This window comes from Halorubrum sp. ARQ200 (assembly GCF_005435115.1).
GTDB lineage: Archaea > Halobacteriota > Halobacteria > Halobacteriales > Haloferacaceae > Halorubrum > Halorubrum tropicale.
On the sequence record NZ_SGTZ01000014.1, the window covers coordinates 37,572 to 57,820 of the forward strand.

At 72.4% G+C, this 20,249-nt stretch carries 22 protein-coding genes; 15 read left to right on the forward strand and 7 right to left on the reverse strand.

Translation table 11 applies throughout. The annotated features are described in order from the left end of the window. Positions 1–11 precede the first annotated feature (11 nt). The 4 genes from EXE50_RS14310 to EXE50_RS14325 all read left to right on the forward strand — a co-directional run bounded on the left by EXE50_RS14310 (position 12) and on the right by EXE50_RS14325 (position 2,712). The gene (locus EXE50_RS14310) at positions 12–395 is read left to right on the forward strand and encodes a co-chaperone YbbN (protein WP_053770637.1); all 384 of its coding nucleotides are present in this window, start codon (positions 12–14) and stop codon (positions 393–395) included. A 236-nt stretch (positions 396–631) separates the two neighbouring features. Beyond that, positions 632–1,012 (forward strand): hypothetical protein, encoded by a 381-nt coding sequence (locus tag EXE50_RS14315; protein ID WP_053770638.1) that lies wholly within the window; start codon positions 632–634, stop codon positions 1,010–1,012. A 515-nt stretch (positions 1,013–1,527) separates the two neighbouring features. Continuing rightward, positions 1,528–1,950, forward strand: a complete 423-nt coding sequence (locus EXE50_RS14320; RefSeq protein ID WP_053770639.1) for an iron-sulfur cluster assembly scaffold protein — start codon at positions 1,528–1,530, stop codon at positions 1,948–1,950. Between the two features lie 87 nt (positions 1,951–2,037). After that, positions 2,038–2,712, forward strand: coding sequence for an Sjogren's syndrome/scleroderma autoantigen 1 family protein (locus EXE50_RS14325; RefSeq protein WP_137705394.1), 675 nt, complete (start codon positions 2,038–2,040; stop codon positions 2,710–2,712). A gap of 245 nt (positions 2,713–2,957) precedes the next feature. Here the strand turns inward: EXE50_RS14325 and glmM are convergent, their stop codons facing one another. Then, positions 2,958–4,322, reverse strand: a complete 1,365-nt coding sequence (gene glmM / locus EXE50_RS14330; protein WP_137705395.1) for a phosphoglucosamine mutase — start codon at positions 4,320–4,322, stop codon at positions 2,958–2,960. A gap of 126 nt (positions 4,323–4,448) precedes the next feature. Between glmM and EXE50_RS14335 the strand changes: the two genes are divergently transcribed. Next, positions 4,449–5,039 (forward strand): hypothetical protein, encoded by a 591-nt coding sequence (locus tag EXE50_RS14335; RefSeq protein WP_121600122.1) that lies wholly within the window; start codon positions 4,449–4,451, stop codon positions 5,037–5,039. Positions 5,040–5,092: 53 nt separating this feature from the next. Here the strand turns inward: EXE50_RS14335 and EXE50_RS14340 are convergent, their stop codons facing one another. From EXE50_RS14340 to EXE50_RS14355, 4 genes are all read right to left on the reverse strand, one after another. Next, positions 5,093–5,701 (reverse strand): hypothetical protein, encoded by a 609-nt coding sequence (locus tag EXE50_RS14340; RefSeq protein ID WP_053770643.1) that lies wholly within the window; start codon positions 5,699–5,701, stop codon positions 5,093–5,095. 43 nt (positions 5,702–5,744) lie between these two features. After that, a complete protein-coding gene (locus tag EXE50_RS14345) occupies positions 5,745–6,137 on the reverse strand; it encodes a hypothetical protein (protein WP_053770644.1) in 393 nt (130 codons plus the stop codon). Next, positions 6,137–6,832: an ATPase domain-containing protein gene (locus EXE50_RS14350; RefSeq protein WP_053770645.1), complete on the reverse strand. Its 696-nt coding sequence runs from the start codon at positions 6,830–6,832 to the stop codon at positions 6,137–6,139. Before EXE50_RS14350 ends, EXE50_RS14345 begins: the two co-directional genes overlap by 1 nt. A gap of 106 nt (positions 6,833–6,938) precedes the next feature. Then, positions 6,939–7,412, reverse strand: coding sequence for a chemotaxis protein CheW (locus tag EXE50_RS14355; RefSeq protein WP_053770646.1), 474 nt, complete (start codon positions 7,410–7,412; stop codon positions 6,939–6,941). Between the two features lie 102 nt (positions 7,413–7,514). On the opposite strand from EXE50_RS14355, the gene cheB reads away from it, so the two are divergent. The 9 genes from cheB to EXE50_RS14400 all read left to right on the forward strand — a co-directional run bounded on the left by cheB (position 7,515) and on the right by EXE50_RS14400 (position 17,715). Next, positions 7,515–8,609, forward strand: a complete 1,095-nt coding sequence (gene cheB, locus EXE50_RS14360) for a chemotaxis-specific protein-glutamate methyltransferase CheB (protein ID WP_121600124.1) — start codon at positions 7,515–7,517, stop codon at positions 8,607–8,609. Further along, positions 8,609–10,927 carry a chemotaxis protein CheA gene (locus tag EXE50_RS14365; RefSeq protein WP_137705396.1) on the forward strand — a complete coding sequence of 773 codons (2,319 nt, stop codon included), beginning with the start codon at positions 8,609–8,611 and terminating at the stop codon, positions 10,925–10,927. Before cheB ends, EXE50_RS14365 begins: the two co-directional genes overlap by 1 nt. Further along, on the forward strand, positions 10,924–11,742 hold the full coding sequence (locus EXE50_RS14370; protein ID WP_053770649.1) for a protein-glutamate O-methyltransferase CheR: 819 nt from the start codon (positions 10,924–10,926) through the stop codon (positions 11,740–11,742). Before EXE50_RS14365 ends, EXE50_RS14370 begins: the two co-directional genes overlap by 4 nt. Continuing rightward, on the forward strand, positions 11,742–12,956 hold the full coding sequence (locus tag EXE50_RS14375; RefSeq protein WP_053770650.1) for a HEAT repeat domain-containing protein: 1,215 nt from the start codon (positions 11,742–11,744) through the stop codon (positions 12,954–12,956). The genes EXE50_RS14370 and EXE50_RS14375 overlap by 1 nt, the downstream gene beginning before the upstream one ends. Continuing rightward, positions 12,957–13,829, forward strand: a complete 873-nt coding sequence (locus EXE50_RS14380) for a CheF family chemotaxis protein (RefSeq protein ID WP_053770651.1) — start codon at positions 12,957–12,959, stop codon at positions 13,827–13,829. A gap of 130 nt (positions 13,830–13,959) precedes the next feature. Then, entirely contained in the window at positions 13,960–14,673 is a 714-nt protein-coding gene (locus EXE50_RS14385) for an HAD family hydrolase (RefSeq protein WP_137705397.1), read from the forward strand. Next, positions 14,670–15,362: a class II aldolase/adducin family protein gene (locus tag EXE50_RS14390; protein ID WP_137705398.1), complete on the forward strand. Its 693-nt coding sequence runs from the start codon at positions 14,670–14,672 to the stop codon at positions 15,360–15,362. Before EXE50_RS14385 ends, EXE50_RS14390 begins: the two co-directional genes overlap by 4 nt. Positions 15,363–15,487: 125 nt before the next feature. Then, positions 15,488–16,459, forward strand: a complete 972-nt coding sequence (locus tag EXE50_RS14395; RefSeq protein WP_137705399.1) for a ribose 1,5-bisphosphate isomerase — start codon at positions 15,488–15,490, stop codon at positions 16,457–16,459. Next, positions 16,456–17,715: a carbohydrate kinase family protein gene (locus tag EXE50_RS14400; RefSeq protein ID WP_137705400.1), complete on the forward strand. Its 1,260-nt coding sequence runs from the start codon at positions 16,456–16,458 to the stop codon at positions 17,713–17,715. Before EXE50_RS14395 ends, EXE50_RS14400 begins: the two co-directional genes overlap by 4 nt. 109 nt (positions 17,716–17,824) lie before the next feature. Here EXE50_RS14400 and EXE50_RS14405 read toward each other — a convergent pair whose 3' ends face one another. Together EXE50_RS14405 and EXE50_RS14410 are read right to left on the reverse strand one after the other, a co-directional pair. Next, the gene (locus EXE50_RS14405; protein WP_137705401.1) at positions 17,825–18,460 is read right to left on the reverse strand and encodes a hypothetical protein; all 636 of its coding nucleotides are present in this window, start codon (positions 18,458–18,460) and stop codon (positions 17,825–17,827) included. A 105-nt stretch (positions 18,461–18,565) separates the two neighbouring features. After that, complete coding sequence (locus tag EXE50_RS14410; RefSeq protein ID WP_137705402.1) at positions 18,566–19,621, reverse strand: asparaginase domain-containing protein; 1,056 nt, start codon at positions 19,619–19,621, stop codon at positions 18,566–18,568. Between the two features lie 279 nt (positions 19,622–19,900). Here EXE50_RS14410 and EXE50_RS14415 point away from each other — a divergent pair, with 279 nt between their 5' ends. Further along, entirely contained in the window at positions 19,901–20,122 is a 222-nt protein-coding gene (locus EXE50_RS14415; RefSeq protein WP_053770657.1) for a hypothetical protein, read from the forward strand. Positions 20,123–20,249: the final 127 nt, after the last annotated feature.

A 20,249-nucleotide genomic window follows, 5' to 3' on the forward strand; every position in this document is an offset into this window, starting at 1 on the left:
CGATCGTGCGCATGGAATCCAATACTGCCGCAGACGCGTCCGAAGCGACCGGCGGCTCCGCGGACGCTCAGCGTCCGGTCTCGCTGTCGGACGAGGCCGACCTCGATGCCTTCGTCGGCGACGCGGCCGTCGCGCTCGTGGAGTTCTACACCGACGGCTGCGGCATCTGCGCGAGCATGGAACCGGTGATCGGGAACGTCGCTCGCGGCGTCGAGGCCGACCTCGCGGTCGGGCTGGTGAACCCCCGCGACGACCCGCCGCTGGTCGAGCGGTTCGACGTGCGGAGCGTCCCGCTGTTCGTCCTCTTCGTCGACGGCGAGCCGGTCGCACGCCGCGCCGATGGGTTCGTCCCCGGCGACGAGCTGACGGCGTGGGTCGAGGAACACGCGGTCTGAGAGGCTGAATCGTCGGTTCGACCCCTTCCGGGGTGTTCGGCGCGTCGGCGGCGCCTCCGAAGCCCCGTCCGTTCGCCAGCACAGCTTCTTGTTGTTGATTCCCGCAGAAGCGAGGGGTACTCGCCGCTGCGTTCAGCGGGCCGCCACGCTCTCCGTTAGTCGACGTTCAAATCACCAATCTCCGGGATAACAGCCACCACAGCGCTATTTATGCCGACAGGCGCCGATAAACCGTCATGATATCCGGGACGGAACTCATCCCCTTACAGATCGCTATCGCCGATCGAGTACTCTCGACCGTTCTCCAGGGAGCCACCGTGGCCGGGTTCATCGGGGTAAGCGCTCTCGCCGCTCACCTGCTGGTCCGAGCCTTCCGGACCGAGGGCGGCGGTCTCCGCGTTCGCGACGCGCAGATCATGTTGGCGGGCGCGAGCCTGCTGTTCCTCACGGGATTCACGAACCTGGTCCTCTCCGACGGCGCTCCCAGCGAGAGCCTCGCGGCCGTCGCGCTGGGGTTCGCGGGCGTCGCGTATCTGCTCTACACCACGGGTCCGGAGCTGTTCGAGCGGGCCGACCGAGACGAGACGCATCGGCTCGTCGACGACACGTCACACTAGCTCTCCGCTCCGTCACGCGGCTTCCCTGTGCTGGCCGAATCACGCCCCTTCTCCGATCGTTTCGACCGATACGCGCTCTGTACTCAGAGCGACCCGCCAACGCGAACACCACCGAAGCCCCAGTCGCTCGGCTGTACATCTCGGTTTATCAATCGCCGATCGACGCGAACACCACCGAAGCCTCAGTCGCGAGGCGGGCGCACGCTGGGGGCAGTCCTCGCTCGTTCGCTCCGCTCGCTCGCTGCGGGCCTTCCGTCGCCTGCGCCCGCCTCGCGACTGCCCCTTCGAGTCGCGCCCCCGACAACACCGCAACCGCAGCCTCACGCCTCCCCAGCCTCGTCGCTGGCGGCTGGCGCCGCCAGCGACTCCCTCGCGCGTGCTCCTCGCGCCCGACGGGCGCTCGGAGGCACGCGCCGTCGCACCGCCCTGCGTTTATAAATAGACGCTCGACACAATTCCCTCGAACCCCGCTCGACGGAACCCTTTTGAGCCGGACCGGCGTATCTGTGACCGATATGGGACTGGGCTCGGACATGTACCGACAGCAGATCCTCGACCACTACAAGAACCCGCGCAACTACGGGGAACTCGAGGATCCGGACTTCACGCACGTCGGCGAGAACCCCTCCTGCGGCGACACGATCCGGATGGAGGTGCGGCTCGACGACGCCGAGGAGACGGTCGAGGCGGTGCGGTTCACCGGCGACGGCTGCGCCATCTCGATGGCCTCGGCGAGCATGCTCTCGGAGCGGCTCCACGGGATGCCCGTCGACGACCTCGACGCGCTCGACACCGACGACGTCACCGAGATGCTCGGCGTCGACATCTCTCCGATGCGCGTGAAGTGCGCGGTGCTCGGGCGGCAGGTCGCGCAGGACGGCGCGAAGATCCACCGGGGCGAGCTCGACCCCGACGACCGCACGATTACGGAGGAGTAGCCGGCCGCGGCCGCCGGCTCTCGGCCGCCTCGCGGCGCCCGTCCCGAGCCCACCGGACTTTTGCCCGCGAACAACGTTCGTCCGCCCATGAGCGACGGCTTCGACAAGGAGGCGGAACGCGAGAAGCTCCGCGAGAAGTTCGCCGAGGACGAGCAGAAGCGCGAGCACACCCAGCGGATGTCCGAACTCCTCCTGAAGGGCGCGACGATGACGAACCGCCACTGCGGGGAGTGCGGCGACCCAATCTTCCGCCACGACGGCCGCGAGTTCTGCCCCACCTGCGGGAACGAGGTCGGCGGCGCGTCGGCCGCGGACGCCGGCGGGGCGCCGGCCGACGCGGGCGACGCTCCGCCCGCAGAGCCCGCGACCCCGGCCGACGAGGTCCCGGAGGGCGGCGCCGACGCAGCGACCGAGAACGGCGCGGTCGACGGGGACGCGGTCGACGGGGCCGCGAGCGACGCCGGTCGGTCGGGAGCGTCCGCGTCGAGCCCCGCGCAGTCACAACCCTCGGCGCCGCCCCAGCGGTCGGCGTCCCGAGGGACCGAGGCCCGGTCCGCCGACGACCCGCAGGCCGAGACCCGCCGGTCGCCTCCGTCGCCGTCGGCGGCGGACGCCGAGAGCGTCGGCGCGGCCCGCGCGTCGCTGACGCGGACGCTGACGCGCTTCGCCCGCGCGGCCGAGGAGACGGACGACCCGCGACGCGCCCGGGACCACCTCGAAGCGGCCCGCGAGGCGGCCGAGGCGCTCGCGGCGCTGGACTGAAACCGCTCATAGACTGCTCCCGACGAGTCCCCGGGAATACCACCAGCCCCGCCCGACCGCACAGCACCTCACACCTCCCCGGTCTCGTCGGCCTCCCCACGGTCGGCCGACTCCAGCGAGGGACCAGCGGCCCCTCTGACAGTCGGGCGCAGCCTGACGACCCCGCGCGTGCTGTCTCGCTGCCGCCGGGAGCGACCGCTCGCAGGCACTCGCCACCGCGATCGTACTCGCAGACAGGTCCGGCGTTATCGCCCGCTCTCGACGGCGACGCGCATGTCGGCCGCCAGTCGCTCGGCGCGGTCGGCGTCGGCGGACTCGGCGTAGATCCGGATCTTCGGCTCGGTGCCGGAGGGGCGGACGAGCACCCACGCGTCGCCGTAGTCGAGCCGGTAGCCGTCGGTCGTGTTCGGCTCCGCCTCGGCGGTCTCGACGTACGCCCGCGCGGCCGAGAGCATCTCGTCGCGCTCGTCGTCGTTCGCGTACTCGACGTTCTCCCGCACGAAGTGGTAGTCGGCGTACGGCGCGACGACCTCGCTGACGGGGGCGCCGTCCGCGGCCGCGAGCAGTTCGAGGAACCGCGCGCCGATGTACGCCCCGTCCCGCGAGAGCCGGTACGGCGGGAAGAAGACCCCGCCGTTGCCCTCGCCCGCGATGGGGACGTTCGTCCCCTCCTCGTGGAGCTCGCGGGTGCGGGTGATGATGTTCGTAGCGCCGATGGGGGTCAACTCGAGGTCGGCGTCGTTGGCGGCGCAGACGTCGACGAGCCGCTGGGAGACGTTGACCGCGCTGACGACCGCGTCGCCGGGTTCGAGGCAGGCGTCGGCCAGCGCCGCGAAGGAGGTGTCGCCGTCGACGAACTCGCCGTCCTCGTCGACGAACACGGCCCGGTCCGCGTCCCCGTCGTGGGCGATCCCCACGTCGGCGTCGGTGGTCGCCACCAGGCGCGAGAGGTCCGCGAGGTTCTCGGGCACCGGCTCGGAGTCGCGGCCGGGGAAGCGCCCGTCCGGGGTCGCGTTCGCGGTCAGCACCTCGCAACCCAGCTCGCGGTAGATCCGCGGAGACGCGACCGACGCGGCGCCGTGGCCCGGGTCGACCGCGACCGTCAGGTCGGCGTCGGCGACCGCCTCGGCGTCGACCGCAGCGGTCAGCTGGGCCGCGTAGTCGTCGACGACCCCCTCGACCGGCGTCGTCGCGCCCGCCGACCGCCAGTCGGCGTGGTCGTACTCGTCGTCGAGGACGCGCCGCTCGATCCGCTCTAACACGTCGACGGAGAGCTCGACGCCGTCGTCGCCGACGAGCTTGATCCCGTTGAACTCCGGCGGGTTGTGCGAGGCGGTGACGAGGACGGCGGGGACGCTCGCCGACTCGCAGTAGTTGCCGACCGCCGGCGTGGGGACGACCCCGAGGCGGTCGACGTCGCAGCCGACCGCGGCGAGCCCGCTCGCGGCCGCGTTCGCGAACAGCTCGCCGGTGGTCCGCGTGTCCCGGGCGACGGCGACGCGGTCGGCGTCCCACACCGTCCCGGCCGCCTTCGCGATGTCGAGGACGAGCGCGGGCGTGAGGTACCGCAGCGCGACCCCGCGGATGCCGCTCGATCCGAACAGCTCCATGCGAGGCCATCCGCCGGCCGAGGGGAAAGCGGTTCCGAACCGCCGCGGCCGCCCGCCGGGAGCGACGGGACGGAGCCCGCCGCGACGACGCGTGCGGTTCATGGCGGTGGCGCCCGTTCGCCCCGTATGGACCACACGCGACGCGACGCGCTCGCCGGGGGCGCGCTCGCCCTGTCCCTCGCGACCGCGGGCTGCCTCGACTTCGCCGCGGGCGACGGGCCGCAGGGCCCCGAGGGCACGCCGGCGACGCTGACCTGCGACGACGACGGGTTCGTCCGCCTCGATCGGCCGTTCGAGGCGCCGGTCACCGAAACCCTCGTCGAGACGGGCGAGACCACCGTGGAGCTCTCCTCCGAGGGGACGGCCGAGACGTACGGCCAGTCGTTCCGGCTCGTCCTCCGGAACACCGGCGACGCCCCGACGCCAACGCGCGGCGAGGCCGCCTACTCGATCCAGCGCGAGACGGGCGAGGGGTGGCTCGACGTCCGCGGGTCGACGACCGGTCGGGCGGTCGAACTCCCCCGGAGCGAGTCGACGCTCGACACGAGTTCGGCGTACGCTTGGGACGTCACGCTGACCGAGTCGGGCATCGCCGAGGCCGTCGACGGCGTCGACCTGGCGGTCTGTCCGCCGCTCGGCCCCGGGAGCTACCGGTTCGTCTACTGGGGGCTCGTCGACGCGCCGCCGATCGGCGCGGCGTTCGAACTGGTCGGGTGAGGCGGGGCCGACGCCCGACCGGAGCGTCGCCGAGGGGGCGGCTCGGAGGCGGCTCAGAACGGCCGCCAGTCGGAGGGCTTGCCGACCCGGCCGCGGACGCGGAACTCCCGGTCGTCGTCGTCCACGCGGGTCTCGACGACGACCTCGAACGGCTCGTGGAGGGTGTGGACGACCTGCTCGTCGTGGGCGGTCGAGCCGACGACGCCGACGAACGGCCACCCCTCGCCGGAGGTCTGCGAGGTCATCACCCGGGTGAACCGGTAGATCCGCTCGGGCTCCCAGTACATGAGTAGCTGCGAGAGCGAGTAGACGCCGACGGCGCGGTCGCGGCCCGCCGAGGACTCGACGACGTCGGTGAACTTGATCCCGATGTCGGTGAGGTTGCCCGCGCTGGCGACGTACTTCGTCGTCGGGGTGTCCTCGCGCTTGTCGCCCTGCTCGTGGGTGACGCAGTCGATGACGACCACGTCGTCGCCGTCGCGTCCCGTCAGCCCCTCGTAGTCGTCGCGGACCTTCTCCGCGGTCCGCCCCGTCGAGATGACGACCGGGCCGTCGGACCACGCCGCGAGCAGTCGGTTGAACAGGTCGTACTTCCCGCTCATCGGGGGACCGCTGATGAGGACGCTGTCGGCACCGCGGACAGCGTCGGGAAGCACGGTCATGTGTCGAGTGTGAGAGAGTGCGGGGTAAAACCCTTCCGAGGGATCACTTCCGCAGCATCGAGGGGAGGTCGAGCGACGACGGCGGGCCCTCCGGCGGTTCGTCGGTAAGTGTCAACTCGCGTATCGCACCGGGGAGCGCGGCGGGCACCGGCGACTCCCGCGGCTCGCCGAGCCCGTCGACCAGCTCCGCCCAGACCTCGTCGGCCTCGGGGTCGTCCCGCTCCGCCGTCGCTTCGAGCGCCTTCGTCCGGCCCTGGTCGTACGCCAGTTGGATGATGCTTCGGTCGTACTCGCCGTCGAAATCCCGGAGCACGCGGTCCAGCTCCGCCGGCCGGGGGTCGCCGACGCACGACGCCACGCCCAGCGCGAAGGCGCGCTCGACGGCCTCCTCCCGGGAGAGGTCGTCCCACTCAGTGCCGAACGTGCGGGCGTACATCAGTGCGTCACCGTCGCTGCCGAGCCCACGCGGAGCCCCACGTCGGTGAACTCCACGTCCTGGATGTCGGTGTCGACGTCCGTCCCTCGCATCTTCAGTACCTGGATCCCGCGCCGCATCCCCTCGTCCTCGAGGTAGTTGTGCATGAAGACGACGCCGTGCGCGAGGTAGTGCTCCTCCGAGTAGGCGCTCGGGTCGGTCATCTCCGATATCAGGAGCGTCGTGGCGTCGGTCCGCTTCAGCGAGGAGAGCAGCTGGATCATCGTGTCCTCGTCGTCGTCGAGGAGGAACCGCAACAGCATGGTCGAGTCGAAGACGACCCGGTCGATGTCGCGGGAGTTGATGAAGCCGGTGAGCCGGTTGGTGACGCCGGACCGGTCGCGGCGGTCGCCGGGGAGCCCGAAGAAACGGCGACCGTCCGACGAGAAGGAGTCGAGGAAGGTGACGCGGTCGGAGTCGAGCGCGCGGTCGAACCCGAACTCGTAGCCGCTCATGTCCTCGCGAATCCCCTCCTTGGTCTCGTGCATGCTGATGTAGAGGACGTCTTCGCCGTTCCGGGCGCCCTGGGCCGCGAACTGCGAACAGAAGGTCGTTTTGCCGCTCCCGGGCGGCCCGCTCACCACGTACAGCCGACCGTCGGGAAACCCGCCGTCGACGAGGCCGTCGAACCCCGGGACGCCGCTTGAGACGCGCATACGTACGTGACACGTTGGGCCGCTGATAAGCGTTGGCACCCGGTTCTCACGGGTGAGAACCGATCGGCCGCGGCGGCCCGGCGCGGCCGACGGCCGGATCCGCCGTCTACGCCTCCGCGGCGTCGACGTCGTCGAGGTCGGCGGCGAGCGCGTCGTCGACGTCCGGCGAGACCCACACGACGAACCGGTCGTCGGACTTGACGATGCCGCGGACGCCCTCGTCCTCGACGGTGGTGCCCCGGTCGACGTCCTCGGGCGAGACGTCGCGGACCTGGAACACCTCGTCGACCATCCAGCCGACGGTGCCGCCCTCGTCGATCTCGGCGTCGTCGAAGACGACGATCCGCTCGCGCTTCCCGTCCCCCTCGATGTCGAACAGGGTCTTCGGGTCGACGATCGTCGTCGTCCGGCCGCGGAGGTCCATCACGCCCTCGACGTGGTCCGGCGAGTTGGGGATCCGCGTGAGCTCGCCCGCGTCGACGATCTCGTCGATGACGCCGATGTCCAGACAGTACGTCCCGTCGCCTAGCCCGAACTCCAACACCTTGGTCGGTTCGGCCTCCGCCTCTGTGGCTGCCATGCCCACACCTGCGGTAAACCGACAAATAACCGTGTTCCCTGAATTATCAGGGGTGATTACTGGGTCCGTGGATTTATGCTGATTCTGCGCCCGCCCTGTGACATGAGCAGGACGACGGATCGGCGCGGCGGTCGGGACGGGTCGCCGCGGGTGGTGGTCGTCGACGACTCCCCGTTCATGCGGGGGCTGATAAGCGACCTCCTGAGCGACGCCGGGGTCGCGGTCGTCGGCGAGGCGGGGGACGGTGAAGAGGCGCTCTCGGTGGTCGCCGAGACCCGTCCGGACGTCGTCACGATGGACGTGGAGATGCCCGGGATGGGGGGACTCGAAGCGGTCGAGCGGCTGATGGAGGAGACGCCGACGCCGGTGTTGATGCTGTCGGCGCACACCGACGAGGGCGCGGAGGTCACATTCGAGGCGCTGGACCGCGGGGCGGTCGACTTCTTCGCGAAGCCCGGCGGCGAGGTGTCGACCGGCGTCTCGCGGGAGTCCGACCGGCTCGTGGAGGCGGTACGCTCGGTCGCGGGCGCCGACCTCGACGCCGCGACCCGGGAGCGCGACGACCCCAGCGGGGCGGCGTCGCGGTCGCCGGACGCGGGCTCCGACGCGGACGGAGCGGCCGTCGACGGACCGCTGACAGTGGTGATCGCGGCCTCGACCGGCGGCCCGAACGCGGTCGAGCGCGTGCTGTCGGCGCTGCCGATGGCGGACTGCCGCGTGGTGATCGTCCAGCACATGCCGGAGGCGTTCACCTCGCGGTTCGCGAAGCGGCTCGACGCCGCCTCCGCGTACGACGTGCGGGAGGCGAGCGACGGCGCGCGGATCGGCGCCGGCGAGGCGCTCGTCGCCCGCGGCGGGAGCCACACGGTGATCGACAGCTACCGGGCGGGCCGGCTCCGCGTCAAACTCGACGCGGACGACGACACCCACACCGTCACCCCCGCGGCCGACGTGACGATGCGGTCAGCCGCAGAGGTGGTCGACGACCCGCTCGTCGGCGTCGTGTTGACCGGGATGGGGTCGGACGCCGCCGAGGGCGTCCGCGCGATGGCCGACGCCGGGGCGCGCACGCTGGCGCAGAGCGAGGACACCTGCGTCATCTACGGGATGCCGAAGCGCGCGGTCGAGACCGGCGGGGTCGACGCGGTGTACGACCTCGACGACGTGGCCGGCGCGATAGTCGGGGGTGAGGCCTGATGGACTCCCACCGCGCGGCGTTCGTCGCCGAGGCCGAGGACGGCATCACCGACCTCAACAACGCCTTACTCGCTCTGGAGGCCGACCCCGAGGACGCCGAGGCGATGGACGACGTGTTCCGCGTCGCCCACACGCTGAAGGGGAACGCGGCGGCGATGGGGTACGAGGACGTCTCCGACTTCGGGCACGCGCTGGAGGACCTGCTGGACGCGGTCCGACAGGGCGAGCGCGAGGTGACGCCGGAGCTGATGGACCTCCTCTTCGAAGGGGTCGACGCCGTCGAGGCGATGGTCGAGGAGATCGCCGACGCCGGCGAGGTGTCGACGGACCCCTCCGACCTCGAATCGCGGCTGCGCGAGATGGAGGAACACGGCACCGTCGGCGGCGGGGACGGCGCCGACGGCGGAAGCGAGGACGCGGCAGAAGCCGACGATCAAGACGCTGATGCCGAGGACGCCGACGCCGAGGAGCCCGACGACGGCGACTCCGGCGGCGACGCCGACGACGCCCCGGACCTCTCGGTGCCGGAGCCGCCGGCGGGCGCGGCCGACCTGCCGGACCCGGTCGCGTACGCGGACGTGACGATCGGCGACGCCCAGATGCCGGGCGTCGACGCGGCGCTCGTCCTCCAGGCCCTCGACGAGCAGTTCGACGGCCACGCGACCGACCCGTCGCCGGAGGCGCTGGAGGACGGCGAGTACGACGAGTCGTTCGACGCCTTCGTCGGCGGCGCCGACCCCGACGTCGTCGCAGAGGGGCTCCGGGCGCTCACGCAGGTCGAGTCGGTCGCCGCCGTCGCGGTCGGCGACTCGGGCGACGCGGACGACGAGGAACCCGAGTCGGTCGACGCCGATGCGGGCGATGCGGCGGAGGACGACACAGCAGCGGACGACGCAGCGGGGGGCGACCCGGCCGACGACGACGACGCGGCCGCCGACCCGACGCCCGCCGAAGCAGCCGATGAAGCGAGTTCGGACGAGGAGGCCGACGAGGCGGACGACCGGTCCGACGACGGCGGCGACTCCGGCTCCGCCGGGGGGTCCGACTCCAAGTCCGGCGACGAGATCAAGTCGATCCGCGTCGACGTCGACCAGGTCGACGAGCTGTACGGCCTCGTCGAGCAGCTGGTGACGAGCCGGATCAAGCTCCGCCGGGAGATAGAGGGGACGGACGCGGAGTCCGACGCCTTAGACGAGCTCGACAAGCTCGCCTCCAGCCTCCAGGACACGGCGATGGACATGCGGCTCATCCCGTTCTCGCAGGTGTCCGACTCGTTCCCGCGGCTCGTGCGCGACATCTCGCGGGACCTCGACAAGCGGATCGACTTCGAGATCGAGGGCGACGACGTGGAGTTGGACCGCACGATCCTCACGGAGATGCGCGACCCGCTCGTCCACGTCCTGCGGAACGCGGTCGACCACGGGATCGAGCCGCCCGAGGAGCGCGAGGCCGCCGGCAAGGACCCGACCGGTCGCGTGGAGCTCACGGCCGAGCGCGAGCGCGACCACGTGATCATCGAGGTCTCGGACGACGGGAGCGGACTCGACCCCGACCAGCTCCGCGACAAGGCGGTCGACGAGGGCGTCAAGAGCCGCGAGGCGGTCGAGGCGATGGAGGACGGCGAGGTGTACGACCTCGTCTTCCACCCCGGCTTCTCCACCGCGGACGAGGTCACCGACGTCTCCGGCCGCGGCGTCGGGATGGACGTGGTCCGGACGACCGCCCGCGACCTCGACGGCTCCGTCTCGATCGAGAGCGAGCCGGGCGAGGGGAGCACGGTCCGCTTCCGGCTGCCCGTCACCGTCGCCATCGTGAAGGTGATGTTCGTCGACGTCGGCGGCACGGAGTACGGCATCCCGATCAAGTCGATCGCGGAGGTCGCCCGCGCCGACGATGTCGAGGAGGTCCACGGCGACGAGGTCGTCAGACACGAGGACGACCTCTACCCGGTCGTCCGGCTGAACGAGCGGCTCGGCGAGATAGACGCGACGGCGGCCGAGTCGACCCCGACCGAGTCGCCCGCCGCGGACGGCGGCGTCGCGGTCGACGAGCCGGGCGACGACGGGTTCGTCCCGGCCGATCCCACGGCGGCCGACTCCGCCGACGAGCCCGGCGGGGACCCGACCGACGACGGCATGCTCGTCCGCATCCGCGAGGAGACGCGCCAGGTCGCGCTCCACTGCGACGCGGTGTTAGACCAGGAGGAAGTGGTCGTCAAACCCCTCGACGGCCCGCTCTCGGGGACGCCGGGCCTCAGCGGCACGGCGGTCCTCGGCGACGGCGACGTCGTGGCCGTGCTCGACGTGGTGAGCCTATGAGCCGGTCGACGGACGACGGCGAGACGGCGTTCGAAGGCGTGCTCCGCCAGATCGACGACACGGTCCCGTTCGAGCCGGGGTACTACAACGAGTCGTACCTCGACCGTCGGATCACGGCGCGGATGCGCCGCCGCGACACCGAGTCGCACGCCGAGTACGAGCGCATCCTCCGCGAGGACGCCGAGGAGCGGCAGGCGCTGATGGACGCGCTCACGATCAACGTGACGGAGTTCTTCCGCAACCCGGAGATGTGGGACGTGCTCCGCGACGTGCTGCGCGAGCGGACCGCGGACCAGCGGCGCGTGCGCGTCTGGTCCGCGCCCTCGGCGGACGGCCGCGAGCCGTACTCGGTCGCGATGTTGGCCTGCGACGACCCCGAGATCGACGAGTCGCGCGTGGAGGTGCTCGGCTCCGACATCAGCGAGGAGGCGCTCGACAACGCCCGTGACGGCGTCTACCACACGACGCGGACGACCGACATCGCCGAGGAGCTCGAACCGCTCTCCGATCCGGACCGCTACGTCGAGCGCGACGGCGACACGTTCCAGGTCCGTGCCGCGGTCAAGCGACTCGTCGACTTCGAGACGCACGACCTGATCCGCGACGGCGCCCGCGACCCGTTCGACGTGGTGTTGTGCCGGAACCTGCTCATCTACATCGACGTCGACCACAAGTCGGCCCTGTTCGACACGTTGGAAGCGTCGCTCGCCGACGACGGCGTCCTCGTCTTAGGGATGACCGAGAGCGTCCCCCCGGACCGGAGCGACCGCTACGAACCGATCGACAAGCGACGGCGGGTGTTCGGGAGGCGCTGATGTCGCTGTACCAGCACGCTCGGGACGGGAACGTAGACAGCATCCGAGACGCGCTCGCGAGCGACAGCGCGGCCGTCCGGAGGCGCGCCGCCGAGTTCCTCGGGGAGATCGCCGACGAGAGCGATCAGGCGACCGTCGACGCGCTGCTCCGCGCGGCGACGACGGACGACGACCCCGAGGTCCGCGGGGCCGCGGTCGACGCGCTTGACGAGATCGGCGAGGCCGCGCTCCAACAGCTCCTCGAGGAGCTGACGGGGGGCCGCAGCGACTCGGAGGCCGAGTGGGTGACCGCCCAGAAGTTCGCCCGCGCGCTGGAGGCCGACCGCCCGGAGCTCCGGATGGCGGCGGCGAACGCGCTCGGGCGCCTCGACGACGCGAGCGGCCTCCAACCGCTCGTCACCGCGCTCGACGACGAGGACCCCCGCGTCCGGCTCCGCGCGGCGCAGGCCTGCGGGACCTTCGCCGACCCCCGAGCGATCCCGGGGCTGCGAGAGCGCCTCGACGACGCTGAGCCGCGGGTCCGGCGCGCCGCGGCGAACGCCTTGGGCACGATCGGGACCGACGAGGCGCTGTCGCCCCTCCTCGACCTGCTCGACGACGGCGACGAGTCGATCCGCCGGATCGCGGCCGGCGCGCTCGGGAAGGCGAGCACCCCGGAGCCGGTCGAGCCGCTCGCGCGGGCGCTCGGCGACGAGAGCGGGGTCGTCCGCAACGCCGCCGTCTACTCGGTGATCGAACTGCTCTCGAACGTGCCGACCCAGCAGAGCCACGCGGTCCGCGACCAGGTGGTCTCGGAGCTGAAGGCGGCCGACGACGCGACCGTCGTCGAGCCGCTGGTCGAGATCCTCACCGAGGGCCGGCAGTCCCGCCAGCGGCGGAACGCGGCGTGGATCCTCGGGCGCGTGGCCGACCCGGACGCGTCGGCGGCGGTCGAGGCGCTCGCCGACGCGCTGGCGGACGACGACCCGCAGACCGCGCAGTTCGCGGCCACGAGCCTGAAGAGCCTCGGCGGCCCGGTCGCCGAGGACCGACTGCTCGACAGGCTCGGGCCCGAACACCCGGATGACGCCCGCGCGAAGGCGGTGTTCGTCCTCGGACAGATCGGCGGGCAAGAGACGCTCAACCGGCTCGAAGAGTACGCCGACGACGACAGCCAGGCCGTCAGGAAGCGCGTGTTCTCGGCGGTCTCGAAGCTCCGCGCGGGGGGTCCCTAAATGGCGCAGAAGGACGGCGAGTACAAGATCACGGACACGCAGGCGAAGTTCGCCGTCGCGGTCCGCGAGGGCCGCAAGGTGAGCGACGTGTCGTGGACGCCCGGACGCGTCCTCCTCTCGAACCGGCGGCTAATCCTGGCCGGCAACGACGGGAAGCGGACCGTCCCGCTGTCGAAGCTGGAGCGGCTCGGCGGGCGCCACGACGCGAACCAGTCGGTCGCGCGCGTCTCCAACTACGTGAGCTTCGACCTCGGCGAGCAGGTGCTGCTCGTCGCCGCCTCGGACCACGAGCTGTTCGAGCGCGACGTGTACCGCGCGCTGCTCGACCAGAAGACCGTGATGGCGAAACACCCCGCCATCGAGGGGGGCGTCGTCCAGGACACCGAGTGGGAGCAGGCCCGCGTGAAGATCGACGAGAACGGGCTCAACGCGGCCCTAGAGCGCGGCGCGTTCGTGAAGTTCGACCTCGACGACATCAGCGGCCTCGACGCCGCGAAGCGCACGGTGAACGGCGAGAAGAAGCCCGTCATCGAGGTGTCGCACACCGACGACGAGGGGACGAGCATCGAGACGCACGTCGCCGGCGAGCCGAGCCGGATGCGGTTCGTCGAGTCGTGGCTCCGGAAGGGCGAGGAGCGCTCGTCGACGAACGTCGACCTCTCCAGCCGCGACCGCGAGGTGCTGATGGCGCTGTACTCCGGCGTCTCGCCGTTCGAGATCCCCTCGTTCCTCGGGATGGACGTCGACGACGTGGAGGAGACGTTCGAGCGGCTCGTCGAGTTAGAGGTCGTCGAGGAGGTCCGGATCCGCCGCGAGGTCGCGCTCAACTCCCGCGGCCGCAACATCGCCAGCGAGGCGATGAACGAGCAGTAGGCGCCCGATCTCCGGGAGCGACGGCCGCCCTGCCGCGCCGCTGCTCTGCTGCCGCGCCGCTGCTCCGCCGCCGCGCCGCCCTGTCGGCGCGTCGAACCACGCTTAAGTCGCCGCCCGGCGCAGTACGGGCATGAGCTACGAGGCAGTGCTTTTCGACCTCGACAACACGCTGTACCCGTACGCCCCCTGTAACGAGGCGGGCAAGCGGGCCGCGCTCGACGCCCTCCGCGAGCGCGGGTACGAGCTGGACCGCGCGGCGTTCGACGACCTGTACGCGACCGGGCGGCGGGAGACGAAGCGCGAGACCGGCGGCACCGCGGCCTCGCACTCCCGACACGTCTACTTCAAGCGCGGGCTGTCCCGGCACGCCGGCGGGCCCGACCCCGCGGGCGCGCTGGCGGCCGGCGACGCCTACTGGAACGGCTTCCTCGGCGCGATGTCGCTCTGTGACGGCGTCGAGGCGGTCTTCGACGCCCTCGACGCGGCGGGGGCCGACGTCGCGGTCGTGACGAACCTCACCACGCGAGTCCAGCTTCGCAAGCTCGTGCGCCTCGGGATCGACGACCGGATCGACCTGCTCGTCACCTCCGAGGAGGTGGGCCGCGAGAAGCCGAGCGCGCTCCCGTTCACGACCGCGCTCGCGGCGCTCGACCACCGCCCGAGCGAGGCGCTGGCCGTCGGCGACAACGTCGAAACGGACGTCTCCGGCGCGGACGCCGTCGGCATCGACTCGGCGCTGTTCGTCGCCGACGGCGACGCGCCTCCCAATGCGGACCTCCCGGCGCGACAGCGCCCGGACCACCGGCTCGACGCCTTCGCCGACCTGACGGAGGTGGCGGCGTGAGCCCCGACGGCTCCGGCGCCGGCTCCGACCCGGACGCGAACCCGGACTTCCTGCGCGAGGCGCGCGAGGCGGTCGTCGAGTACGCGCCGGCGCTCGCGGACCTGACGCCCGGCCGGACCGGGAACCTGAGCGTCCGCGAGGGCGACCGCGTCGCCGTCACGCCCACCGGCGTCCCGTACGACTCCTTCGACGCGGTCGACGTGCCGGTGGTCTCGCTCGACGGCGAGCGGCTCGCCGGCCGGATGGCGCCGTCGAGCGAGGTGCCGATGCACACGGGCATTTACCAACACGACCGGCCCGGCGCGATCGTCCACACCCACTCGCCGTGGGCGACGACGATGGCGACGCTCCACCGGCGGCTCCCGCCGATCCACTACATGATCGCCGCGGTGGGCCGAGAGGTCCCGCTGGCGGATTACGCGCCGTACGGCACCGAGGAGCTGGCCGCGAACGTCGTCGCCGCGATGGCCGAGGCCGACTCCGACGCCGCAATCTTAGCGAACCACGGGCTCGTCGTCACCGGCCCCGACGTGGCGACGGCGGTCGAGAACACCCGCCACGTCGAGGACATCTGTCGGCTCTACCTGCGCGCGTCCGCCGTCGGCGAGCCGCACGTCCTCACCGACGAGCAGATGGCGACGGTCGAGGAGCGGTTCGAGAGCTACGGGCAGCAGCCCGACGCGGAGTAGAGCGGGCTGACGCGGAGCAGAGCGCCCCAACGTGGAGCAGAGCGGCCCGACACCGGGCGGCGCCGGCGCCGTCTTCGCCGCCGGTCGGCCGGTTCTATAAATACACGGGCGGCTACCGGATCGGTATGACAGACACTGAGCCGTCGCCGGCGGTCCGCGAGACCGCCGAGTCGATCGCGACCATGGAGATCCGCGGCGCGGCCACCATCGCCTCCGCCGCCGCCGAGGCGCTCGCCGACCAGGCCGCCGCCGCGGCCGAGGCGGACGCGACCGCGAGCGACCCCGAGGCGTTCCGCGCGTCGATGCGCGCCGCGGCGCGGACGCTCCGCGAGACGCGCCCGACAGCGGTGTCGCTGCCGAACGCCCTCCGCTACGTCCTCCAGCGGATGGAGGGCGACTCGGTCGACCGGCTCCGTCGGAGCGTCGTCGACGCCAGCGAGTCGTTCGTCGACCAGCTCGACCGCGCGCAGGAGGACCTCGGGCAGGTGGGCGCGAACCGCCTCGCGGACGGCGACACGGTGATGACCCACTGCCACTCCACCGACGCGCTGGCGTGCATCGAGGCGGCCGTCGAACAGGGGAAGTCGATCTCGGCGGTCGTCAAGGAGACGCGCCCGCGCCAGCAGGGCCACATCACGGCCGAGGCGCTCCGCGAGATGGGCGTTCCGGTCACGCTCATCGTCGACTCCGCGGCGCGGCGCTACCTCGACGAGGTCGACCACGTCGTCGTCGGCGCCGACTCGATCGCGGCGGACGGCGGCGTGATCAACAAGATCGGCACCTCCGGGCTCGCGGTCAACGCCCGCGAGCGCGGCGTCCCGATCATGACCGCGGCCCAGACGATCAAGCTCCACCCGGAGACGCTGACGGGCCACACCGTCGAGATCGAGATGCGCTCGGAGGAGGAGGTGATCGAGCCGGGGACGCGCGACGCGATCGGCGATATCACCGTCGAGAACCCCGCGTTCGACGTGACGCCGCCGCGGTACATGGACGCGATCGTCACCGAGCACGGCCAGTTCCCCCCGGAAAGCATCGTGACGCTGATGCGGGAGCTGTTCGGCGAGGGCGCCGCCGAGCCGTGGGCCGAGCCATGAGCGGGCGCGACGGCGCTCCGGGCGACGACCCGCCGGCGGGCGACCCGGCCGACGGCGATCCCTCCAACGACGCCAACCCCGCCGAGGGCGAGGGCGTCGACGACTGGGACGAGACCGTCGCGGAGTGGGAAAGCGAGGTCGACGAGTGGGAAGGCGACCCCTCCGGCGACGCGAGCGACGCCGACGGCGACGCGGACACCCACGGCGACGCCGGTAACGGGACCGCCGCCGACGCCGCCTCCGACGACGACGTCGACCCCGCGATCGATCGCGACCCGGACCTGACCCCGGACGACGCCGACCGCGTGCCGAAGGTCGTCTCGGCGGGCCACATCAACTGGGACGTGACGATCCACGTCGACAGCCTCCCCGAGCCGGACGGCGAGACGCGGATCGACCGGCTCGAACAGTCCGGCGGCGGCAGCGCGGCGAACGTCGCGGTCGGGCTCGTCGACCTCGGCGGCCAGTCGGTCGTCTACGGCAGCGTCGGCGGCGACGAGTCGGGCGCGCTGGCGCTGCGCGAACTCGCGAGCGCCGGCGTCGACCCCGGACAGGTGCTCGTCGACGCCGACGAGCCAACCTCGGTGAAGTACGTCATCGTCGACGGCGGCGGCGAGCTGCTCATGCTCGCGAACGACGGCGCCAACGAGTCGTTCTCCGCGGCCGGGCTCGACCGCGACACGCTCGCGGCCGCCGACCACCTCCACCTCACCGGCCAGCAGCCCGAGACCGCCGCGGCGCTCGCGACCGCGGCGGCGGAGGCGGGCGCGACCCGCAGCTTCGACCCCGGTCGCCGCGTCGCCGACCGCGAGTTCGACGCCGCGCTCCACGCGAGCGACGTGCTCTTCCTCAACGACCGCGAGGCCGACGCGCTCGACGCGGCGACAGATGTGGACCCGTGGGAGCCGGACGACCGCGTCGTCGCGATCAAGCTCGGCGACGAGGGCGCGACGGTGCGGACGCCGCACGGCAGCGTCTCGCACCCGGGGTTCGACGCCGACCCGGTCGACACGACCGGCGCGGGCGACGCCTTCGCGGCCGGGTTCCTCGCGGCCGCGCTCCGCGAGCCGGAGATCACCGGCGACGGGTTCTCGCACGACCCGCGCGACTATCAGGCGCCGATACTCGTCGGCAACGCCTGCGGCGCCGTCGCCACCGAATCGGTGACCGCTCGCACCGACCTCTCGTGGGACCGCGTCCGCGAGCGGATGGGCGAGTCGCCCGAGACGGACCTCCTGATCGAAGTACGGGCCTGAACCGGGCGCGGGCGTCGTTCGCGGGTCGCGCCCTCGCGCAGCGGCGCGGAGCGGGCCGCTCCACGTCGTTGTCGACCGAAACAGGAACGGTCGAGCCGTCCCCGGCGGATCAGATCCCGCCGGCGAGCCGGTCCGAGTCCGGGACGCCCTCGCCGTCGCGCACCGTCCCCGTTTCGCCCCAGCCGTCGGTGACGGAGAGCCGGGCCGCGTCGGGGAGCGGGTCGCTCGTGACCCGGATCAGCGCGGCCGAGTAGGTGATCGCGTCGCCGCAGGCGACGTCGTCGCTCCCCGGCCCCCGGACCGTCGCGTCCGCGACGAAGGTCCCGTCCTCGACGCCCATGCCGGTGCTATCGAACGTGATCTCGTCGTGACAGGTGTCGGGACCGACGGACTCGACGTAGACGAGCACCGACGCCGCGAAGTCGGTCTCCTCGACGAACGCGCGGACCGCTTCGGGCGCGTCGTCGAGGAGCCACGAGGCCTCCCCCTCCTCGGTGATCAGCGTGCAGAAGCCGCGCCGCTCGGTCCGGTCCCACGCGGGGCCCGAGAGGGCGGCACCGACCTGCCGGACGACCGTCGTTACCTCCTCGTCGTCGCTGTCGGCCCCGTCGCCGCCGTCTCTGTCGGTTCCGCCGCCGTCGGTCCCGCTCCCGTCCGCCGGGACGCCGGCCTCGGTACACCCCGCGAGCGCGGCGACGCCGCCGGCGACGCCGTAGAGGGCCGCTCGTCGCGTGAACTGACTCATACCTCCACATACGCGGGCGGTACATAAGGGTCTCGTGTAAACGAAAACAACCGTCTGACCGACACCGGCGGGCGATTCCGCCCGTTCAGCGCGTCCGCGGTCGTCTCACGCCGGCGCGAACAGCGCCTCGACCCCCTCGCCGTCGAGGCCGGCGGCGAGGCCGAGCGCGAGCGCGACCCGCGCCTTCGCGGCCGGGAGGTCGCCGGCGAACGTCACCCCGTGGTCCGCGAGCGTGACGGCGCCGCCCGGCGTCCCGTACACCGGCTCCGTCGGCCCGGCCGGTGGGCGGCCGGCGACGACGACCGGCACGGACGCGACCGCCTCGCCGAGCGCGTCGCCGAGCGCCGCCGTGACGTTGCCGAGGCCCGTCCCCTCGACGACGACTCCGCCGACGCCGGCGTCGAGCACGCGCTCGATCGCCCCGACGCCGACGCCGGTCCCGGAGTGGATCACCGGGACCTCGGGCACGTCGGACGCGCTCTCGATCGCGTCTGCCAGCGGGTCGACCGCGACGCCGCGCTCGGGGGTACGGACGAGCCGCGAGGCGTCGCGGGTGAACGTCGCGACCGGCCCCGTCCCCGGCGAGGTCATCGTCGACAGCGCGTTGCTGTGCCCCTTCACGACGTCGCGGGCGGCGTGGAGCTCGTCGTCGAACGCGACGTGAACGCCGCGCGAGAACCGGGCGTCCGCGGCAGCCCGGACCGCGAGCGCGAGGTTCGCTGGGACGTCGCTGGAGGGCTCGTCGAGGCGGCGCTGCGCGCCCGTGACGACGACCGGCGCGCCGAGGTCCGTGAGGAGGTCCAGGGCGAACGCGGTGTCCGCCAAGGTGTCCGTCCCGTGGGTGACGACGACGCCGTCGGCCCCCTCGCCGACCGCGTCGCGGGCGGCCGCCGCGGTCGCGAGCACGTCCCGCCACCGCACGTCGAACCCCGGCTGCGAGCACACCTCGGTCGTCGTCACCCGGGCGTGGTCCGACACGGCCGGCACCGCGGCCACGAGGTCCTCGCCGGTCTTCTCGGGCGCCGCGCCGTCGTCGCCGGGCTCCGAGGCGATGGTGCCGCCGCAGGCGACGACCGCCACCCGCGGGCGGCCGCCGTCGGCGCGCGCGTCGTCTCGGTCCCTCCGGTCATCGCGTCGGTCGCGGCGATCGGTCTCGGTCATGCCCCCCCTCGCCGCCCGACGGACAAAGCGGTTGGTGCCGCGGCAGTCGTCCGGGGCCGCGTTCGCCGGGGCGCCGCGGTCGGTCCCGCGTGACGCCCCGCGAGCGACCGGAGCGCGCGGATCGGAGACGATTCCAGAACAAAGGATTAGCGGGCTCTATGAACGGTTAAAACGTTTCTGCGGCGGTTGTGAAACGACTCGATCGGTCGAGAAACGCCGTGAAATTCGCCGAACCCTCGTCGGGGTATATGTGGGTCCCCGTCGTACGCGGAAGTGTCCATGTCAACCCCCGCTCCCACCCAGATCGCCTCCGGCGACCGGCTCGCCGGGCTGATGACCGGTACCGTCAAGGCGGCCGCCTTCTGGGCGGCCATCGCCATCCCGGCGGCGTACCCCGTGCTGCTGTACTCGGGGCTCGACGGCGGCACCGGGCGCCTGTTCGTCGCCCTCCTGTTCGCGAACGCCCTCGCGCTCGCGCTCGGCCACGACTACAAGCGCTGACGCCGGACCCCTGCCCGAACCGCCCGTCCGAACGCCGACACGTCGCGTGGACACCGACGCAGCGCCCTCCTCTCGCCCTCCGTCGTTTTCCGCACAGCCGCCGCTCTGTCCCCTCCGCTCCCCGCCC